Consider the following 19,659-nt stretch of genomic DNA (forward strand, 5'->3'; position numbering starts at 1 on the left):
ATCCGGTCAAAGCTCGCATGCTCGTCACGCTTGCAATCCGCGATATCGTGCTGATCGACAGGCTCGATCTGGAGTTCGCGGACGGAATGTCGGTGCTCACCGGCGAAACCGGCGCGGGCAAGTCGATCCTGCTTGATGCGCTGAGTCTTGCGCTTGGCGGGCGGGGCGATGCCGGGCTGGTGCGCAACGGCCAGCCGCAGGGACAGGTGACTGCGGCCTTCGACGTGCCGATGACGCACCCGGTGCGCAAGCTCCTTGCCGACAATGATCTCGAATCGGATGGCGACGTCATCTTGCGCCGGGTGCAGGCGGAGGATGGGCGCAGCCGCGCCTTTATCAATGATTCTCCCGTCAGCGTGGCGCTGCTGCGCCAGGCCGGCGGACTTCTTGTCGAGATCCACGGACAGAACGAATCCCGCGCCTACACCGATCCGGCCGAGCATCGCCGGCTTCTTGACATGTTCGCCGGCGCCGAGGGGCTTGCCGGCGATGTCGCCGATGCCTACCGGGCGCTGCGCGCGGCGGAGCGGGAGCTCAAGGTTCAGGAAGAGCGGATCGCGGCCGCCCGGCGCGAGGCGGACTTCCTGCGTTCGGCGAGCGCGGAACTTGCGACGCTGGCGCCGCAGGCCGGCGAGGAAGACGAGCTTGCCGAGATTCGCCAGTCGATGATGCAGGTGGAGAAGATCGCCACCGATCTGGGCGAGGCCTTCGAGACGCTCAACGGCAACGGCTCTCCGATCTCCGAGATCGCGGCGCTGTGGCGGCGGCTGGAGCGCAAGGCCGAACAGGCGCCGGGGGTTCTCGGCGCGCCCGTCGGACATCTTGCCGAGGCGCTCGATCGTCTCGAGGATGCGCGCGCGGGGCTCGAGACGGCGCTGCGCGAGAGCGAGTTCGACCCGCAGGCGCTCGAGCGCACCGAGGAGCGGCTGTTCGCGCTGCGGGCGGCCTCGCGCAAGTATCAGGTGCTGGTCGACGAGCTTCCGGGGCTGCGCACACGCTATGAGGCCGACCTTGCCGCGCTCGATGCCGGCGAGGAGGCGCTTTCCGGGCTCGCGGAGGCGGTGCGCGCGGCGGTGTCGCGCTATGATCGCGCCGCCGCCGACCTGTCCGCCCGACGCCATGAAGCCGCGCGCGCGCTGGAGGAGGCCGTTGCACTGGAGCTTCCCGATCTCAGGCTCGAGCGCGCCCGCTTCATCGTCAATCTGGAGAGCGACCCGGAAAACCGCAGCCGCGAGGGCATAGACCAGGCCGAGTTCTGGGTGCAGACCAACCCGGGCACCCGGCCGGGCCCGATGATGAAGGTTGCCTCGGGCGGCGAGCTGTCGCGCTTCCTGCTGTCGCTCAAGGTGTCGCTCGCCGACAAGGGGTCGGCCCCGACGCTGGTCTTCGATGAGATCGACACAGGCGTTGGTGGCGCGGTTGCCGAGGCCATTGGCGCCCGGCTTGCCCGCCTTGCCCGGCGCGTGCAGGTGTTGACCGTCACCCATGCGCCGCAGGTCGCGGCGCGCGCGGCAGGCCACTTCCTGATCATGAAGGAAGACGCGCGCGAGGATGGTGGTGAGGATCGGGTGGCGACGCGGGTGAAGCGCATCGATGTGGATCACCGCCGCGAGGAGATCGCGCGGATGCTGGCCGGTGCGACGATCACCGACGAGGCGCGCGCCGCCGCCGACCGGCTGCTTTCCGACGCCGGCTGACGCCGGGCGCTCCGGCGAGGCATGGCGGGGGAAAAGGCGAAAGCGGTGTTTCCCGCGTCGCGGTGGCGCTCCATATTGTCGGTTCGTGCGAGACGCTCACCCATTTTCCCGACGAGACCGCCATGGCCGACAAGATGCTGACCGACCGCTCCCCGGAAGATCTGACCCTGGAGGAGGCCGCGGCCGAGCTCGAGCGGCTTGCCAACGAGATTGCCGAGCATGACCGGCGCTATCACGGCGAGGACGCGCCGACGATTTCCGACGCCGACTATGACGCGCTGAAGCGGCGCAATGACGCCATCGAGGCGCGGTTTCCGGATCTGGTGCGTTCCGACAGTCCGACGCTTAGGGTCGGCAGCGCCCCGGCGGAGGGGTTCGGCAAGGTCACCCACAAGGTGCCGATGCTGTCCCTCGACAATGCCTTCAAGGACGACGACGTTCGCGATTTCGTCGGGCGTCTCCGCCGGTTCCTGAAGATCGACCCGCTGCAGGGCGCGATCGCCATCACGGCAGAGCCGAAGATCGACGGGCTGTCGCTGTCGTTGCGCTACGAGAAGCACAAGCTCGTCAGCGCCGCGACCCGGGGCGATGGCACCGTGGGCGAGAATGTCACGCAGAACGCGCTGACCATCGACGACATTCCGAGGGAGCTTCCCGAGGGCGCCCCGGAGGTGGTGGAGGTGCGCGGCGAGGTCTACATGCGCCACGAGGATTTCCAGGCGCTCAATGCGCGTATGGAGATCCAGTCCGGCCGGACCTTCGCCAATCCGCGCAACGCGGCCGCCGGATCGTTGCGCCAGCTCAACCCGGAGGTGACGCGCGCCCGTCCGCTGCGGTTCTTCGCCTATGCCTGGGGCGAGATGAGCGAGATGCCTTGCGAGACGCAGTACGAGATGGTCCAGGCTTTCGGGAACTGGGGCTTTTCGGTCAATTCGCGGATGACGCGATGCGACGACGTTGAGGGGCTGCTTGCGGCCTATCACGGCATCGAGGAGGAGCGGGCGCTTCTCGGCTATGACATCGACGGCATGGTCTACAAGGTGAACAGGCTCGATCTCCAGTCCCGACTCGGCTTTGTCTCACGCGCGCCGCGTTGGGCGATCGCGCATAAGTTTCCGGCCGAACAGGCCTTCACCATCCTGCGTGACATCGAGATCCAGGTCGGGCGGACGGGTGCGCTGACGCCCGTGGCGAAACTCGAGCCGGTCACCGTCGGCGGCGTGGTCGTCTCCAACGCGACCTTGCACAACGAGGACTATATCAAGGGCATCGGCCAGGACGGGGAGCCCATCCGCGGCGGCAAGGACATTCGCATCGGCGACACCGTGCGCATCCAGCGCGCTGGCGACGTCATCCCGCAAATCGTCGATGTCGATCTGGACAAGCGGTCGGCGGATGCCGTGGCCTTTGCCTTCCCGAGCGCATGCCCGGTCTGCGGCAGCCATGCCGTGCGCGATATCAATCCCAAGACCGGGCGCCCCGACGCGGTGCGCCGCTGCACCGGAGGGCTCGTGTGCGCGGCCCAGGCCAAGGAGAAACTCAAGCACTTCGTGTCGCGCAACGCCTTCGACATCGAAGGGCTGGGCGACAAACAGGTGGAGTTCTTTTTCGAACTGCCGCTCGGAGAGGGCGGCATCCGCCAGCCGGCCGACATCTTCACCATCGAGACGCGGGACAAGGCCTCGTCGCTTCAGAAGCTTCGCAACCGTGACGGCTGGGGCGAGACGAGTGTCACCAATCTCTTCGCGGCCATCGAGGCACGGCGCGAGATGCCGCTCAACCGGGTGATCTTTGCCCTTGGCATTCGCCATGTGGGCGAGGGCAACGCCAAGCTCCTTGCCCGCCACTATCTCGACTGGGCGAGCTTCGCGGCGGCGATGACGGCGGCGGGCGATCCGCAGTCCGATGCCTGGGCCGAGCTCAACAGCATCGACGGTATCGGCGAGACGGTGGCGCGCGCGGTCGTCGAGTTCTTCGCTGAAGGGCATAACCGTGACGCTCTGGAGGCTCTGCTCCACGAGATCAGGCCGCAAGCCCTGGAGAGGGCCGAGGCGGGCTCTAGCCCCGTGGCGGGAAAGACCCTGGTTTTCACCGGGACGCTGGAGAAGATGAGCCGAGACGAGGCGAAGGCACGTGCCGAGGCCATGGGCGCCAAGGTCTCGGGATCGGTCTCGAAGAAGACCGATCTCGTTATCGCCGGCCCGGGCGCGGGCTCGAAGCTGAAGAAGGCGGAAGAGCTCGGTGTCGATGTCATCGATGAAGACGCCTGGATTGCCATGTCCGAGGCGTGAGAAAGAGCAGTTCTTCTACTTATGTAGAATGACGTAATTTATTGTTTTAAATGGCTTTTCTATTTTTTGGGGCGGTTCTCTTAAAAGAATTTCAATCTCCGATTGCCAGACTTTCGTCACGGGCGTGTGGCCCGAGTGAAATCTGGAGAGAACTATGTTTCGTCGACTGCTGTCCGGTTCGATTGGTCTGCGCCTGGCCGCGATCAGCATCATTCCGCTTGCCGCGCTGCTTGTCGTCAGCTCGATCGAGCTGATGCGGGATTATCGCTCCGTACAGGAGCGCAAGATGGTGGCGGACTTCCTGAACGTTGCTCCCGTGATATCGGAACTGGTGCACCAGCTTCAAAAGGAGCGCGGTGCGTCGGCTGGATATGTCGGATCGAAGGGGAGCGCCTTCGCTGACGAGATCCGCTCCCAGCGCAGGGCCACCGATGAGGCGTTGGAAACCTATGTCTCGGGCGTGCCGGAGCCAACGGGGCGACTTGCCATCGATGGGTTCTCGCGACCGCATGCCACTGTCTCCGGACAGCTCAAGAGGCTTGCCGAGGCACGCCGGAGCGTTGATTCCCTGACGTTCGAGGTTGCCGATGTCGCGGGCTTTTACACGCCGATCATTTCAAATCTTCTCGACATGATCTCGAGCATGTCCGGCCTCGTCGAGGACGGCGACACCCTGCGCTCCGTGATTGCCTACAATGCGTTGATCCAGGCGAAGGAGCGGGCGGGCATCGAGAGGGCAATGGGTGCGGCCGGTTTCGGCGCTGGCGTTTTCAACGAAAAGGTATTCCGCAATTTCGTGCGCCTCGGCGCGATGCAGGACACTTATCTGGATACCTTCCGGCGTTTTGCCTCGCCAGACATGGTGGCGACGTATGAAAGCGCACTTGCCGGTCCGGTCGAAGCCGATGTGGCGGCACTGCGACAGCTTGCCTACGCGGCTCCCTTTGGCGGCGATATCTCGGCTGTGACCGGACCGCAGTGGTTCAAGGGCAGCACCGTCCGTATCGAGGCGCTGAAGCGGGTCGAGAACGCGTTGGCGGGGGCCATCTCTTCCGAGGCTGCCATGGGCGTGGCGGCGGGCGGGCGCTCCTTCTTGTGGAGGCTTGGGCTGATCGCAGCTCTCGCGCTGGCCACCATGGCGTTTTCCGTTTGGGTCTATCGCTCCATTGTTCCGCCGATAACGGGATTGCTGGAGGTGATGCGCCGTCTGGCTGCCAATGACACGGACATTGTCATCGCCAACACCGGCAGGGCGGACGAGATCGGAGCGATGGCCGGAGCCATCGAGATCTTCCGGGAAAATGCCGTTGAGCGCATCAACCTGGAAAGCCGCCTGCAGGATGAACGCCTGCGCGAACGCGACAGGCAGGCCTCCATCGAGGCCATGATCGAGGGGTTCCGCTCCAGCGTGTCTTCGACGCTGGATGTGGCGGGTTCCAAGGCCGTCGACATGCGAAGCTCCGCTGAAACACTGAGTTCGGAGGCGAGCCGCGCCGCGACCGACGCCTCGTCGGCGAGCGCTGCCACGCAAGCCGCCTCCGGCAACATCCAGGTGGTGGCTGCGGCGGCAGAGGAGCTCTCGGCGTCCATTGCCGAGATCGCTTCGCAGACCGTCAAGGCGAGCGATCTCATGGCCTCGGCGTCGACGCGGGCAACCGCGACCAATGCAGAGGTGGCAACGCTGTCCGATGCCGCCGAGCAGATCGGGTCTGTGGTCAATCTCATTCGCGACATTGCGGAACAAACCAACCTGCTGGCGCTCAACGCCACCATCGAGGCGGCACGCGCGGGTGAATCCGGCAAGGGCTTCGCGGTGGTCGCGAGCGAAGTGAAAAGCCTGGCTGGACAGACCGCAAAGGCGACGGAGGACATCGCCTCGCAGATCACCGGCATCCAGTCGTCGACGCGCGGGGCAGTCGATTCCATCGGCGACATCGCGGCAGCGATGTCGGAGATCCGCGAGCTGACGTCGACGATTGCCGGCGCTGTCGAGCAGCAGCGCGCGGCGACGCAGGAGATTGCAGGATCCGCCTTGGCCGCCTCGACGGGAACGGACACGGTCGCCGACAATGTGACTTCCGTCACGGCGGCCATCGGCGAGACAGCGAGTGTTGCAGGTGACGTCAATTCCGTCTCTGCGAGCCTTGCCGAGGTGACGAGGCAGCTTGCCGGAGAGGTGGAAACGTTCCTTGCCGATGTGACGCGCGATCTGCAGGCGCGTCGGGCCGCGGTGCAGGCGCAGATGCGAGAAGCGGTGATCGTTACCGCCATGGGGCGTCGCTATCAGGCCGTTATCGGCGCGGCGGATGCCTTTGCGGCAAGGGTTACCTCCGCAGCGGGCATCGCGACCGATCAGCCGCTGAAGCTTCAGCTTGCCGATGGGCGGGTTGTTTCCGCGCGCGTTTCCTCGGCCGAAGGGACCTTCTACGATCTTCGCTTCGATGAACCTGCGGAAGCGTTGGCATCACTCATTGCGGCCTGATTTTCGAATAACAATGGCGTCAGACCGGGCAGTGGAGGGGCGCGAGCAATTGCGCCCCTCCAATTGACGGGACAAGTTGCTATATTGGTCCAAAGAGAGAACAGAATCGCGCGAGGTCGAATCCCGATCCGCGGTTCCGGTTTGAGTGACCCTGACCCATCGAGATCCGAGACCGCATGGCCAATTTCCCTGTCGACAGCCGACATTCCGCCCGAGATGCCGAGCCGGTGCCATCGGGGCGCGACGACAGGGGTGTGCCCGCGGGCAGTGGTATCGCGGCGCGGGCGCGGGCGGCCATGGCGCGACCGGCGGAGCCGATGCAGCCGACGCCCTATCTCGAGGGGCTGAACCCGGAGCAGCGCGAGGCCGTGGAGACCCTCGACGGACCCGTTCTGGTGCTTGCCGGCGCGGGCACGGGCAAGACCAAGGTCCTGACCACGCGCATCGCCCACATTCTGGCGACGCGACGTGCGTTTCCGAGCCAGATCCTTTCGGTGACCTTCACCAACAAGGCCGCGCGCGAGATGAAGGAGCGCATCGAGCGGCTGATCGGCGACAGCGCCGAAGGCATGCCCTGGTTGGGCACCTTCCATTCGATCTGCGTCAAGATCCTGCGCCGCCATGCGGAACTCGTCGGTCTCAAGTCCGGTTTCTCCATTCTCGACACGGACGACCAGATCCGGCTGATCAAGCAGATCATCCAGGCCGAAGGGCTTGACGACAAGCGCTGGACGGCGCGTGCCTTCGCCGGGCTGCTCGACGGGTGGAAGAACCGCGGCCTGACCCCCGAACAGGTGCCAGAAGGAGAGGCCCGCAGCTTTGCCAACGGTCGGGGGCGTGAGCTCTATGCGCTCTATCAGGACAGGCTGTCGATCCTGAACGCCTGCGACTTCGGCGATCTGCTGCTGCATGTCATTACGCTGTTCCGCAAAAATCCGGACGTGTTGAAGGACTTCCAGCGCCGCTTCGTCTTCATGCTGGTGGACGAGTATCAGGATACCAACATCGCGCAGTATATGCTCCTGAGGCTGCTGTCACAGGGGAACACCAACATCTGCTGCGTGGGGGATGACGACCAGTCGATCTATGGCTGGCGCGGCGCCGAGGTCGACAACATCCTGCGTTTCGATCACGATTTTCCGGGCGCCAAGGTGATCCGGCTGGAGCGCAATTACCGCTCGACGAGCCACATCCTGGCTGCCGCCTCTCATCTGATCGCCCACAATGAGGGCCGTCTCGGCAAGACGCTGTTCACCGACCTTGAGGACGAGGGGGATGACGAGCGCGTCTCGGTCGCCGCCGTCTGGGATTCGGAGGAGGAAGCGCGGGCCATCGGCGACGAGATCGAGGCATTGCAGGCGAAGGGCCACGGCCTCGAGCAGATGGCGATCCTGGTGCGCGCTTCCTTCCAGATGCGTGAGTTCGAGGATCGGTTCGTCACGCTGGGGATCAACTATCGGGTCGTCGGCGGGCCGCGCTTCTATGAGCGCATGGAGATCCGCGACGCACTTGCCTATTTCCGCGCGATCGTTCAGCCGGCCGATGACCTCGCCTTCGAGCGCATCGTCAACACGCCGAAGCGCGGCCTCGGCGAAGCGAGCCTCAAGCTCGTTCATGCCCATGCACGGGCGAACCGGATGCCCTTGATGCAGGCGGCAGCCGATCTCTGCCAGACGGAAGAGCTGAGGCCAAAGGCGCGCACGACGCTCAGGATGCTGCTTGCCGACTTCGACCGCTGGCGCGATCAGCTCGAGGGCATGCCGCATACCGAACTGGCCGAGATCGTGCTCGACGAGAGCGGCTACACCGAGATGTGGCGCGCCGACCGTTCCGCCGAGGCGCCCGGGCGGCTCGACAACCTCAAGGAACTGATCCGCTCGATGGACGGGTTCGAGTCCATGGCGGGGTTCCTGGAGCATGTCTCGCTGGTGATGGACAGGGACGCGGACGGCAACGCCGAGGCGGTGTCGCTGATGACGCTGCATTCGGCCAAGGGCCTGGAGTTCGACACGGTTTTCCTTCCCGCCTGGGAAGAGGGGCTCTTTCCGCACCAGCGCGCGCTCGATGAATCCGGTCGCGCCGGCCTGGAGGAGGAGCGCCGCCTTGCCTATGTCGGCCTGACCCGGGCGCGCCGGCGTGCCAAGATCTGGTTCGCCTCCAACCGGCGCATTCACGGCAGCTGGCAATCGACGATTCCCTCGCGCTTTCTCGACGAGTTGCCTGCCGACCATGTGGACGTGGTCGAGCCGTCCAAGTCCTATGGGGGCTATGGCGGCGGTTACGGCGCGAGCCGCTTCGACACGCGTGATCCGTTCCAGTCGAGCTATTCGACGCCGGGATGGCAGCGGGCGCAGCGCTCCCAGTCTTCGGGAGGAGGCGGTGCGGGGACGCGCGGCGGGTTTGCCGGTCGGTTGAGCGGCAACGAGCGGCGCGGCAGCGGTGGCCCGCGCACCATTGAGGGGGACCTTGTGGTGAAGTCAGTTGCCGAGGAGCCGTCCTCCTTCGCGACGGGCGAGCGGGTCTTCCACATCAAGTTCGGCTATGGCGAGATCGTTGCCATCGAGGGAAACAAGCTCACGATCCAGTTCGAAAAAGCTGGCCGGAAGAAGGTCCTGGACGGTTTCGTCGAGCGGCACTGACGCGTGTCCGCCGACGCCGGGCGCGCGCTTTGGGGGACTATCGGAGCGCCCGCCGCCCCCTCTCCCCGCCAAGGCCGTTGCCGATGGCCGTCCGCGGGTCTATAGGCGGGCAACCCCGCCCCATCCGCAGGAAGCCCCGGAGCCCTCATGTCGACCATCCGCGTCCGTATCACCGCCCAGGAGATCGAGGCAAAGCGCATCTATGAGTTGCTGTCCCGAGACTTCGAGGACGATGGCAACCCGGTGACCGTGTTCGAGGCGTCCGCCGACGGCCGCGACTGGACGGCGGAGATCCTGCTCTTCGACATGAGTGCCGGCGAGGCGTCCGATCTGGTGCGCGACCGACTTGGCGCGGATGCCTTCGCCGCGCCTGTCGAGGCGGTCGAGCTTGAAGACATCAACTGGGTCGCCAAGAGCCTGGAAGGGCTGAAGCCGGTGCGCGCGGGACGTTTCTTCGTGCATGGGGCGCATGACCGCGACAAACGGCCCGACAATGGCGTCTCCATTGAGATCGAGGCCGCGCTGGCCTTCGGGACAGGGCATCACGGCACAACGGCGGGCTGCCTGATCGAGATCGATCGGCTGCTGACGCGGCGGCGCTATGCGCGCATGCTCGATCTGGGTACGGGGACCGGCGTGCTCGCCATCGCCATGGCACGGCTTTCGCGGCAGAAGGTGCTTGCAACCGACATCGATCCGGTGGCGACCAAAACCGCGCGCGCCAATGCGGTGGCGAATCTGGCCGGCCCCTTGCTGAAGGTGGCGACGGCGGCGGGCGTCGACGCCCGGGTCTTCGACGAGGAGGGGCCCTTCGATTTTGTCGTCGCCAACATTCTGGCGCGGCCGCTGATGCGCATGGCGGATGGTCTGTCCCGGCGCATGGCGCATGATGCGACGCTGGTGCTGTCCGGGCTGCGGGTCGAGGACGGACCGCGTATCCTCTTTGCCTATGGTGCGCAGGGGTTCCGCCTGGTGCGCAGGCAGGACCGCGACGGCTGGCTGACGTTGACGCTGATGCGTGGGCGTCACCTTGTGTGACGCACACGCGGCGCGCCGGCCCGGGTGGTCCGGGCGGCGTTCAGGCACAAAAAAACCCGGCGCAAGGCCGGGTTCTTTTGTTGTCTGCCGGGTGCAGGGCGCTTAGCGCGCCTTGCGCCGGATCAGAACGCCGCGGACAATCCGCCCTGACGCTCAAGCTCGGCACGCTCGTAGCCGTAGGCGGCAAGCGTCGCATCATCGAGCGAGAGCAGATAGCCGTTCACATAGCGGCGAGCCTGGCGCTCGCGCGCCGCAACCATGGAATCCATGGCCTTGCGGAACAGGCTCTTCGAGGTGCCGTGCGATACGCCGGCAAGTGCAGTCGTGGTGGCAATGGCCATGATCTTTACTCCGGTTCGAGGTCTCTTCTAGAGAGGTTCCTCCCTCAAACTCACAAGTCCAATATGGGGGGAACCGAGCTCTGCGAAAAGTGCGATAAGTGCATGGCAGTGCTGCGATTGCTGCATGTGCGAATTGGAAATTTTGCGATGCAACATCCAAAGTCTGTGCAAGGCGCACAGCAGCTGTGCATCCGCTGCACAGAACGCGTGCAAAGCCGGGGCTGTGAGACCGTGTTTCCCCTTTCGCGGACCTCGTTTTCTCGCTAGCGTCTCGTCATGTTCCAGTCCTTCGACACGATGATTGATCCCAGTACGGGTTCCGCGCGGTGCGCGGCGCTCCGGGATGAGCTTGCCCGCCGCGGTCTCGACGGGTTCCTGGTGCCGCGCGCCGATGCCCACCAGGGGGAATATGTGCCGCCGAGCGAGGCCCGGCTGGAATGGCTGACGGGTTTCGCCGGTTCCGCCGGCATGGCCGTTGTTCTCGCCCGGGAGGCGGCCATCTTCGTCGACGGCCGCTACACCATCCAGGTGCGCGAGCAGGTCGATACCTCGGTCTTCGCGCCGCAGCACCTGATCGAGACCCCACCTGCGACATGGCTCGCCGAAACGGTGAAGCCCGGCGCGCGTATCGGCTATGATCCTCGGCTTCACACGATCAATGGCGCCAGGCGCCTCGCCGATGCCTGTGCGGACGCGGGAGCCGAACTGGTTGCCGTCGACGACAATCCGCTCGATGCGGTCTGGTCCGACCGGCCGGCGTCGCCGCTTGGAACCGTCACGGTGCATCCTGATGCGTTCGCCGGCGAGCAGGCCGCGGCCAAGATCGACCGCATGGCGCGGGCGGTGGCCGCCGCAAGGGCAGATGCCTTCGTGCTGACCCAGCCCGATTCCATCGCCTGGCTCTTCAATATCCGCGGCAGCGACGTGCAGCATACGCCTCTGCCGCTATCCTTCGCCGTCCTGCCGGCGGAAGGGCGCCCGCGCATCTTCATCGACGCGCGCAAGCTCACCAACGCCTCGCGCGATCATCTGGAGGCGCTTGCCGTGATCGATGGTCCCGAGGCGCTGATGCCGGCGCTGGCGGAGCTTGGTGGCAGTGGTGCGGCGGTCATGCTGGATCCCGACTGGACCGGAGCCGCTCTGGGCGAGGCGGTTGCCGCGGCTGGCGGCCGGGTCGTGACCGGGGCGGACCCGGTGACGCGGGCGAAGGCTGTGAAGAACGCGGCCGAGATCGCTGGCGCGCGGGCGGCGCACCTGCGCGACGGCGCTGCATTCTGCCGGTTCCTCGCCTGGTTCGACGGCGCGGTGGCCGAGGGACCTCTGGACGAGATCGCGGTTGCCGAGAAGCTCGAGTCGTTCCGCGCCGAAACCGGTGCCTTGAAGGAAATCTCCTTCGACAGCATCTCGGCCGCGGGCCCCAATGCGGCCATCTGCCACTATCGCGTTGATCGGCGCTCCAACCTGCAGATCCCGCCGGACAGTCTGTTCCTGATCGATTCCGGCGGCCAGTATCAGGACGGTACGACCGACATCACCCGGACCATTGCGGTCGGTGCCGCGACGCAGGAGATGAAGCGCCATTTCACGCTGGTGCTGAAGGGGCATATCGCCATCGCCACCGCGCGGTTCCCGGCGGGAACGAGCGGTGCGCAGCTCGACGCGCTGGCCCGCATCGCGCTGTGGAAGGCCGGGCTCGACTTCGACCATGGCACCGGGCACGGCGTGGGGTCTTATCTTTCTGTGCACGAGGGGCCGCAGCGCATCGCCAAGACCGGTCATGTCGCGCTGGAACCGGGCATGATCGTGTCCAACGAGCCTGGCTATTACCGCGACGGCTCGCATGGCATTCGCATCGAGAATCTCGAACTGGTCACCCCGGCCGCGATGATTGAAGGCGGCGAGCGGCCGATGCTTGGCTTCGAGGCGTTGACGCTCGCGCCCATCGACCGGCGTCTGGTCCTGGGAGACATGCTGACGGGCGAAGAGCGCGCATGGTTCGATGCCTATCACGCGCGCGTGCTGGCCGACATCGGGCCGCTGGTGGACGCTGAGACGCGGACCTGGCTCAAGGCTGTGACGGCCCCGCTTTGACACACCGCAGCACGCTGCCGCCACAAGCGCGGCGGCTGCGTGCTGCAAGACGACGTCTCGGGTCGTTGAAACGCGGAACGGAGGTTTCGCGTTTTTAAAACCAGCATCTTGATATGGATTCCGGGAGGAATTCCAAGTATACCGCAAGCTAGCTCGCATGTGGCGCTGGCAGCGCGTCAAATTCGATCCGAAACCCCTAGAAAGCGTTTGTCCCTGGGCCGATCCGGCCGCAAGACGGGGACAAGGAGCCTATGGCTTATAGATATCTCCTAGTTCACCCCGTCAGATACCTTCGTGCGCTGTCGCGGAAGTGGCAGCGAAGGATCATCTTCGGCGTTGGCGGCCTCATGGTCGGGCTGAGCGGCATGGCGCTCGCGGTGATTTCCGACAAGGCGCAGGACGTCTTTCGGGCTTTTCTCGAGATATCTCCCTACAGCGGGCTTTTCGTCACGCCTGTCGGTTTCGGGTTGGTGGTCTGGATGACCAACCGCTATTTCCCGGGAACGCAGGGCTCCGGCATCCCTCAGGCCATCGCCGCGCGTCAGTTGAAGAGCCCTCGGGACCGCGTCAAGCTCGTCGGGTTGCGATCTGCGGTCGGCAAGTTGTTGATGACGACGGCCGGTCTTGCCGTTGGAGCGTCAACGGGGCGCGAGGGGCCGACGGTGCAGATTGGCGCCGCGATCATGTTCCTCACCGGGCGGATTTCGCCGCGACGGCAGCAGGGGCTTATCCTCGCCGGCTCGGCCGCGGGCATCGCCGGCGCGTTCAACACGCCGCTTGCCGGTATCGTCTTCGCCATCGAGGAAATGAGCCGGTCGTTCGAGATGCGCACCAGCGGCCTGATCATCGGAACGGTGATTCTCGCCGGCATGGTGCCGCTGACGGTGTTCGGCAATTACATCTATTTCGGCACGACCCACGACGTGCTGCATTTCGGCTGGGGCTGGTTGGCCGTTCCCGTGATCGGCGTCATCGGCGGGATCTGCGGCGGTGCCTTCTCGCGCGTCCTGCTTCTGGTGACGCTTGGCTGCCCCGGGCGGATCGGGCGCTTCATCAAGGCGCGCCCGGTGGCCTTCGCCGTGATCTGCGGCATGGTCGTCGCGCTCTGCGGCCTGGCGACCGGCGGCGCGGTGAACGGCACGGGATACGAGGCCGCACGCGAGGCCCTGCACGGACGGTCGGAACTCTCCTTCATCTATGCGCCGCTCAAGTTTCTGGCGACCGTCGCCTCGGCGATCAGCGGTCTTCCCGGCGGCATCTTTTCGCCGTCGCTGTCGGTGGGGGCGGGCCTTGGCGCCGATCTTTCGCTGCTTTTCCCCAATGTGCCGATCGGTGTGATCGTGCTTCTGGGGATGGTCGCCTATTTCACGGGCGTGGTGCAGGCGCCGATCACCGCCTTCGTCATCGTCATGGAGATGACCGACAACAATCACATGCTGTTGCCGCTGATGGCCTGCGCGCTGATCGCCAACGCGGCGTCCAAGGTCATGTGCAAGGAAGGCGTCTATCAGGCACAGGCGCGCATCTTCGTGAAATGGGTGGAATCGACCTCGACACGGCCGGTCCGTTAGGCCCGGCCCGCACCTTGCCGCTGTCTTCGGGCGGGGACTGGTGCGGGTCGGAAGTCTTTGGCCCGGATTATGGTTTTTTGCTAGTCTGCGGGAAATCCGGTCCGGGTGGGACGTGCGGGGCGATGGTGCCTCCGATCCCGACCGGCAGCGCGCCGGACGGCACGCAGCGTCATTCCTGGGAGTTTCTCAATGTCCCTTGCCACCCTTCAGGCCGAAGTCCACCGCAATGGAGCGGGAATCGCGCTTGTCCTTCAGATCCTGGGCCAGCGCTTCGGTGACAGGTTCTCCGCCGCACAGGCGGTGCGCGAGCAGCATGCGCACACCACGACCTGGTTGCCGAATCAGGCGCCCGACGGCGTCGTCTTCGCCGAGACGACGGAAGAGGTGGCCGAGGTCGTTTCCGTGTGCGCAGAACATCGCGTTCCGGTCATCGCCTTCGGCACTGGGTCCTCGCTCGAGGGGCATGTGAATGCGCCCGCAGGCGGCATTTCCGTCGATCTGTCGCGCATGAACCAGGTGCTCGAGGTTCATGCGGAAGACCTCGACTGCGTCGTGCAGGCGGGCGTTACCCGCAAGCAGCTCAATGAATATCTGCGCGACACGGGGCTTTTCTTCCCGATCGATCCGGGCGCCGACGCAAGCCTTGGCGGCATGGCCGCGACGCGTGCTTCCGGCACCAACGCGGTGCGCTATGGCACCATGAAGGATGCGGTCCTGGCGCTCACGGTGGTGATGGCCGACGGACGGATCGTGCATACCGGCGGGCGGGCGAAGAAGTCATCGGCCGGCTACGATCTTACGCGGCTCATGATCGGCTCCGAGGGCACGCTCGGCCTCATCACCGAGGTGACGCTGCGCCTGCACGGCATTCCGGAAGCCATGTCGGGCGGCGTATGCCCGTTCCCGGATCTGGAAAGCGCCTGCAACGCGGTGATCCAGACGATCCAGCTTGGCCTGCCGGTCGCACGTATCGAACTTCTCGATACGCTGCAGATCCGCGCCTGCAATGCGTATTCGAAGCTTGATTTCGAGGAGACGCCGACGCTTTTCGTCGAGTTTCACGGCACCGAGGCGGGGGTGCGCGAGCAGAGCGAGCTGTTCGGCGAGATCGCCGGCGAGAACGGCGGCGGAACCTTTGTCTGGGCGACGCAGGCCGAGGATCGCAACAAGCTCTGGACGGCGCGGCACAACGCCTACTGGGCCTCGCTTGGCCTGCGGCCGGGCAGCAAGGGCGTTTCGACCGATGTCTGCGTGCCGATCTCGCGGCTGGCGGACTGTATCGGCGAGACCTACCGCGACATCGAGGAGAGTGGGCTGATTGCCCCGCTCGTCGGCCATGTCGGCGATGGCAATTTCCATGTCCTGGTGCTCGTCGACGTCGAGAAGCCGGAGGAAATCGAGGCGACCGAAGCCTTCGTCGAGCGCCTCAATTGGCGCGCCATCGAGATGGGCGGCACCTGCACCGGCGAGCATGGCGTGGGCCAGGGAAAGATGAAATATCTCGACCGTGAACACGGGGCGGGGCTGGACGTGATGCGCACGATCAAGCGCGCGCTCGATCCGCATGGCATTCTCAATCCGGGGAAGATCCTCAAGACAGACTAGGGCCGGGCTGCCGGACGCCGGCTCGAACGAGGGAGAAGAGCGCTGAACTCGATCTACATCACGATCGGCGTGACGCTCATCGCCGTGCTGCTGGCCGCTCTCGTCGGTCCGTTCCTTGTCGACTGGACCGCCTATCGGACCACGTTCGAGCGCTATGGCGAGCAGATGCTCGGCCACCGCGTCGCGGTGATGGGCGAGGCCGAAATGCGGCTTCTGCCCACGCCGACGCTGACCTTCACCGATGTGCGCGTCGGCGAACCCGAAGACCCGCTGCTCGCGGTTTCCCGGTTCACCATGCGGGTGGAGCTGCCGCCTCTGCTGAAGGGCGAGATCCGGGTCATCGACATGACGATGGACGCGCCCAGTCTGCGGCTTTCCATCGATGAGCAGGGGCGTCTTGACTGGTTCACCGCGCGCGACCGCGCAGGGCTGATCCGCGATCTCGACCCCGACCTTGTCATGCTCGAGCAGGCGACGATCCGCGACGGCCGACTCAGCATCATCGATGCGCGCAGCGGGCGCACCCATCGGATCGAGGATGTCGATCTGACCGTTGCGGCGCGCTCGTTGCTCGGACCGTTCAAGATCGACGGCATGGCATCCCTGGGCGGCGAGCGGGCAACCGTGATGCTGACGACCGGCCGTCGCGACGCGGAGGGCGGGCTCCGGCTGCGCGCCAGCGTCATTCCCGTGTCGACGCCCGTCGACCTCGTCATGGACGGGCGACTTGCCATCGACGATGGCCGGCCCGCCTATGAGGGTGGCTATACGCTGGCCTCCGTCACGGTGGATGAGGACAAGACGAAAGCCTGGCGGAGCGAAGGCGCCTTCGCGCTCGACATGACCACGTTGAACCTGAAGGAGGCGCGGTTCTCCTTCGGGCCGGAAGAGCGTCCCGTGTCGCTTGAGGGCACGCTCGCGGTGTCGCTTGCCGAGCCCTACAGGTTCGATCTCGAAGCCCGCGCCAAGCAGCTGGATCTCGACCGGATCTCCGGTCGCGGGCCCCAGGAGCCGCTATCGGCGAGGGAGGCCGGCGGCATCGTTCTCGACGCGCTGCAGGCTCTGCCGCATCCCGCCATCGCCGGGACCGTGAAGCTGGCCGTGCCGGGGGTGATCTCCGGCGGTGGCCTCATCCAGGACGTGCGGCTTGAGGCGGACCGGCTGGCGAGTGGCTGGCGCGTGCGCACGCTCGAGGGACAGCTGCCCGGGCGAACCGAGTTTCTCGCCCGGGGCGATATCGAACTCACCCCGAAAGCCGCGTTCCGGGGCAGTTTCGCCGCCTCGGTCGTCCAACCCAATCTTTTTGCCGACTGGTGGCGAAAGGGCGGTGTCGCCGGTGCCGTCGTCGAGCCCTTCGCGGTCGATGCAAGGGTGGCCGCAGCCTCTGACGGCGTGTCGCTCACGGATATGTCCTTCGAGATCGCCGGCCAGTCGGGGCGGGGCGCGATCTCCTACCGGTTGCCGGCGGGCGGTCCGCCTCGGCTGGAAGCGGATCTCGATGCGGAACTTCTGGACGCAGATCAGGCACGTCTGCTCGTCGGCCTTTTCCTGGGCGGCAAGGACAAGGGGCTGGACATCGCCGGAGAGATCTCCGCGCGGATCTTCGCGCAAAAGGTCAAGGCCGGTGCTTTCAGCGCTTCGGGAGCGACGCTGAAGGCCCTTTACGCGAACGACACGCTGTCGATCGATACGCTGTCGATCGACGATCTCGCCGGCGCGCGGATTGCTGCCGAGGGCAAGATCTCCTCCCTGTCGTCGACACCTTCGGGAAAGATGACGGTTTCCGTCGACGCGGACCGGCTCGATGGTGTCGCCGGACTTCTCTCGGCGCTGGTTCCCGAGGCCGGGGCGGCACGTTTTCTCGCCCGCCGGGCCGAGGCATTGTCGCCGGCGCGGCTTGAGCTCGTCTTCACCGGCGAAGCAAGCGGGGCGGGAGCTGGTGCGACGACGCTTGCCGGCGTCACGGCCAGAGGCACGGCGGGGGGCACTGCTGTCGACATTTCCGCCGGCCTGGACGGGCGGCTGGACGCCTGGCGCGCGGCGCGCCTGGATCTGAGCGCCGGGTTGAGCGCGGCGGACGGCGCGGGCTTCCTGGCACAGGCCGGGCTTCCGGTGCTGCCCGTTGCCGCGGTTGGCGATGCCCGGCTGGAGCTCAGTCTCTCCGGTCGCGCCCAGAACGCGCTGGAGGGATCCGCGCGCTTCTACCTCGGCAAGGAGGCATCCCTTGCCGCGGTTGGCGAGATCATCCTGCCGAAGGACGGCGAGGCGGTCTATTCGGCCGATGTCACCGCGAAGGCGCGCGATCTCATGTCGCTTGCGATCCTGTCGGGACGCCTGCCGTCCCTGACGACGGGCAGCGGTGCGGTCGATCTCGTGGCCGGGCTCGAGGGCAAGGGCGACACTTTCACACTGAAGGATATCGCCGGGCGTTTCGCCGAGGCCGAGGTCGATGGCGCGCTGGACGTCAACCTGCGCCGGAAGACGACGGGCATGGCGCCGCGGGTGCGCGGCCGTCTAGTTCTTTCGACGCTGGATCTTGCCGCCGCCACGGATCTGGTGCTTGGCCCGGACGAGATGACCTCCGCCGAGACGGGCGTCTGGTCGACCACGGCCTTCGGCCAGCCGCTGCTGCCGGATCTCGATATCGGCGTCGATCTTTCGGTTGGCGCGCTTGCAATGGCCGGCCTTCCGGAGATCGTCGATCTCGAAGGCCGGTTGACGCTGACGCCCGAGGCGCTCGCGCTCGATATTTCGGGCGGGAAATTCGCCGATGGTGCGATCTCCGGTGCTTACGCGGTCAAGAGGTCCGGAGGGCAGGCGAGCCTGACAGGGTCGGTGAAACTCGAAGGCGCGGACCTTGCGGAACTCGTCTGGCGGCGCGGCGGGCGCGCTGTTGCGACCGGGCGCCTCGACCTAACAGTCGATGCGGAGGGTACGGGGCGGTCGCTCGCGGGCATCGTCTCCGGACTGGCCGGAGGCATGACGCTCGGCGTTTCGGATGGCGAGATCCGCAGGATCAACCCGAACGCCTTCGCTCTGGTGATCCGGGCGGTCGATGCCGGCATGAAGCTGGAGGACGACACCATCCGCCAGGCTTTCGCCAGTCATCTGGACGCCGGGGTGCTGCCCTTCGAGGCGCTTGAGGCCAGCGGATCGATCGCCGGCGGCGTGCTGCGGGTCAACACGCTGCGTCTCGATACGAAGTCGGCCAGTGTCTTCGGCGGCGCGCAGGTGGACCTCAAGGAAAAGACCCTGCAAAGCGAGATCGCGCTGAAGGTCGAGCCGGGCGAGAACGCCGTTACCGGTGCGGAGCCGCAGGTCGGGCTGGTCTTCTCCGGGGCTCTTGCAGCGCCCGAGCGGGGCATCGATATCGCCCCCTTCACGGCTTTTTTAACCCTGCGTGCCTTCGAGCAGGAAGTGCGCCGCGTCGAGGATTTGCAGGCGGAGATCGGCGAGCGCGACCGGTTGATGCGTGAGCTGCGACGGCAGCGCGAGATCGAACGTCGCAAGGAGCGCGAGACGCAAGAGCGCGAGCTCAAGCGCCAGGAGGATGCGCGCCGGGCGGTCGAAGAGGAAGCGGCTGCCAGGGCGGCGGCGGAACGGGCCGCGGCACAGAAGGCCGAGCAGGACCGTGCGGCGAAGGAAAAGGCCGCGCGCGAGGCGGCGGAAAAGGAAGCGCAGCGCAAGCAGCGCGCGGCGCCGCAGAGGCAGGGAGCCACCTCGCCGGCCGCCGGCTTCGGCGACCGCATTCGCCGCGCGCTGGAGGACATCGACAGGGCGAACCCGCCTGAGACCACCGGTTCGGCAGCAAAGCGCGGGGCTGGCGAGGGCGCGCCGATGCAATTGCTGCCGCCGCTCGACCCTCCGGTCTATGTGGGCGCTACGCCCGACCGGTGAAGCTGGT

At 66.1% G+C, this 19,659-nt stretch carries 10 protein-coding genes; 9 read left to right on the forward strand and 1 reads right to left on the reverse strand.

Translation table 11 applies throughout. The features are described 5' to 3' along the window. Positions 1 to 17: 17 nt before the first annotated feature. The 5 genes from recN (at position 18) to ACSLUQ_RS01915 (ending at position 10,147) form a co-directional block, all read left to right on the forward strand. Positions 18 to 1,697, forward strand: coding sequence for a DNA repair protein RecN (recN, locus tag ACSLUQ_RS01895; RefSeq protein WP_461807551.1), 1,680 nt, complete (start codon positions 18 to 20; stop codon positions 1,695 to 1,697). Positions 1,698 to 1,819: 122 nt separating this feature from the next. Beyond that, on the forward strand, positions 1,820 to 3,988 hold the full coding sequence (gene ligA, locus ACSLUQ_RS01900; protein WP_461807552.1) for an NAD-dependent DNA ligase LigA: 2,169 nt from the start codon (positions 1,820 to 1,822) through the stop codon (positions 3,986 to 3,988). A gap of 154 nt (positions 3,989 to 4,142) precedes the next feature. Next, complete coding sequence (locus ACSLUQ_RS01905) at positions 4,143 to 6,470, forward strand: methyl-accepting chemotaxis protein (RefSeq protein ID WP_461807553.1); 2,328 nt, start codon at positions 4,143 to 4,145, stop codon at positions 6,468 to 6,470. A gap of 176 nt (positions 6,471 to 6,646) precedes the next feature. Further along, on the forward strand, positions 6,647 to 9,109 hold the full coding sequence (locus ACSLUQ_RS01910) for an ATP-dependent helicase (protein WP_461807554.1): 2,463 nt from the start codon (positions 6,647 to 6,649) through the stop codon (positions 9,107 to 9,109). Between the two features lie 147 nt (positions 9,110 to 9,256). After that, positions 9,257 to 10,147 carry a 50S ribosomal protein L11 methyltransferase gene (locus ACSLUQ_RS01915; protein ID WP_417771019.1) on the forward strand — a complete coding sequence of 297 codons (891 nt, stop codon included), beginning with the start codon at positions 9,257 to 9,259 and terminating at the stop codon, positions 10,145 to 10,147. Between the two features lie 122 nt (positions 10,148 to 10,269). Here ACSLUQ_RS01915 and ACSLUQ_RS01920 read toward each other — a convergent pair whose 3' ends face one another. Next, complete coding sequence (locus ACSLUQ_RS01920) at positions 10,270 to 10,488, reverse strand: hypothetical protein (RefSeq protein ID WP_417771018.1); 219 nt, start codon at positions 10,486 to 10,488, stop codon at positions 10,270 to 10,272. Between the two features lie 276 nt (positions 10,489 to 10,764). Between ACSLUQ_RS01920 and ACSLUQ_RS01925 the strand changes: the two genes are divergently transcribed. The 4 genes from ACSLUQ_RS01925 (at position 10,765) to ACSLUQ_RS01940 (ending at position 19,652) form a co-directional block, all read left to right on the forward strand. Then, complete coding sequence (locus ACSLUQ_RS01925) at positions 10,765 to 12,579, forward strand: aminopeptidase P family protein (protein WP_461807555.1); 1,815 nt, start codon at positions 10,765 to 10,767, stop codon at positions 12,577 to 12,579. 347 nt (positions 12,580 to 12,926) lie between these two features. Continuing rightward, positions 12,927 to 14,150, forward strand: coding sequence for a chloride channel protein (locus tag ACSLUQ_RS01930; RefSeq protein WP_417771016.1), 1,224 nt, complete (start codon positions 12,927 to 12,929; stop codon positions 14,148 to 14,150). 189 nt (positions 14,151 to 14,339) lie between these two features. Beyond that, on the forward strand, positions 14,340 to 15,755 hold the full coding sequence (locus ACSLUQ_RS01935; protein ID WP_461807556.1) for an FAD-binding oxidoreductase: 1,416 nt from the start codon (positions 14,340 to 14,342) through the stop codon (positions 15,753 to 15,755). Between the two features lie 69 nt (positions 15,756 to 15,824). Further along, positions 15,825 to 19,652, forward strand: a complete 3,828-nt coding sequence (locus ACSLUQ_RS01940) for an AsmA family protein (RefSeq protein WP_461807557.1) — start codon at positions 15,825 to 15,827, stop codon at positions 19,650 to 19,652. Positions 19,653 to 19,659 lie beyond the last annotated feature (7 nt).

The organism is Stappia sp. ICDLI1TA098 (genome assembly GCF_054880955.1).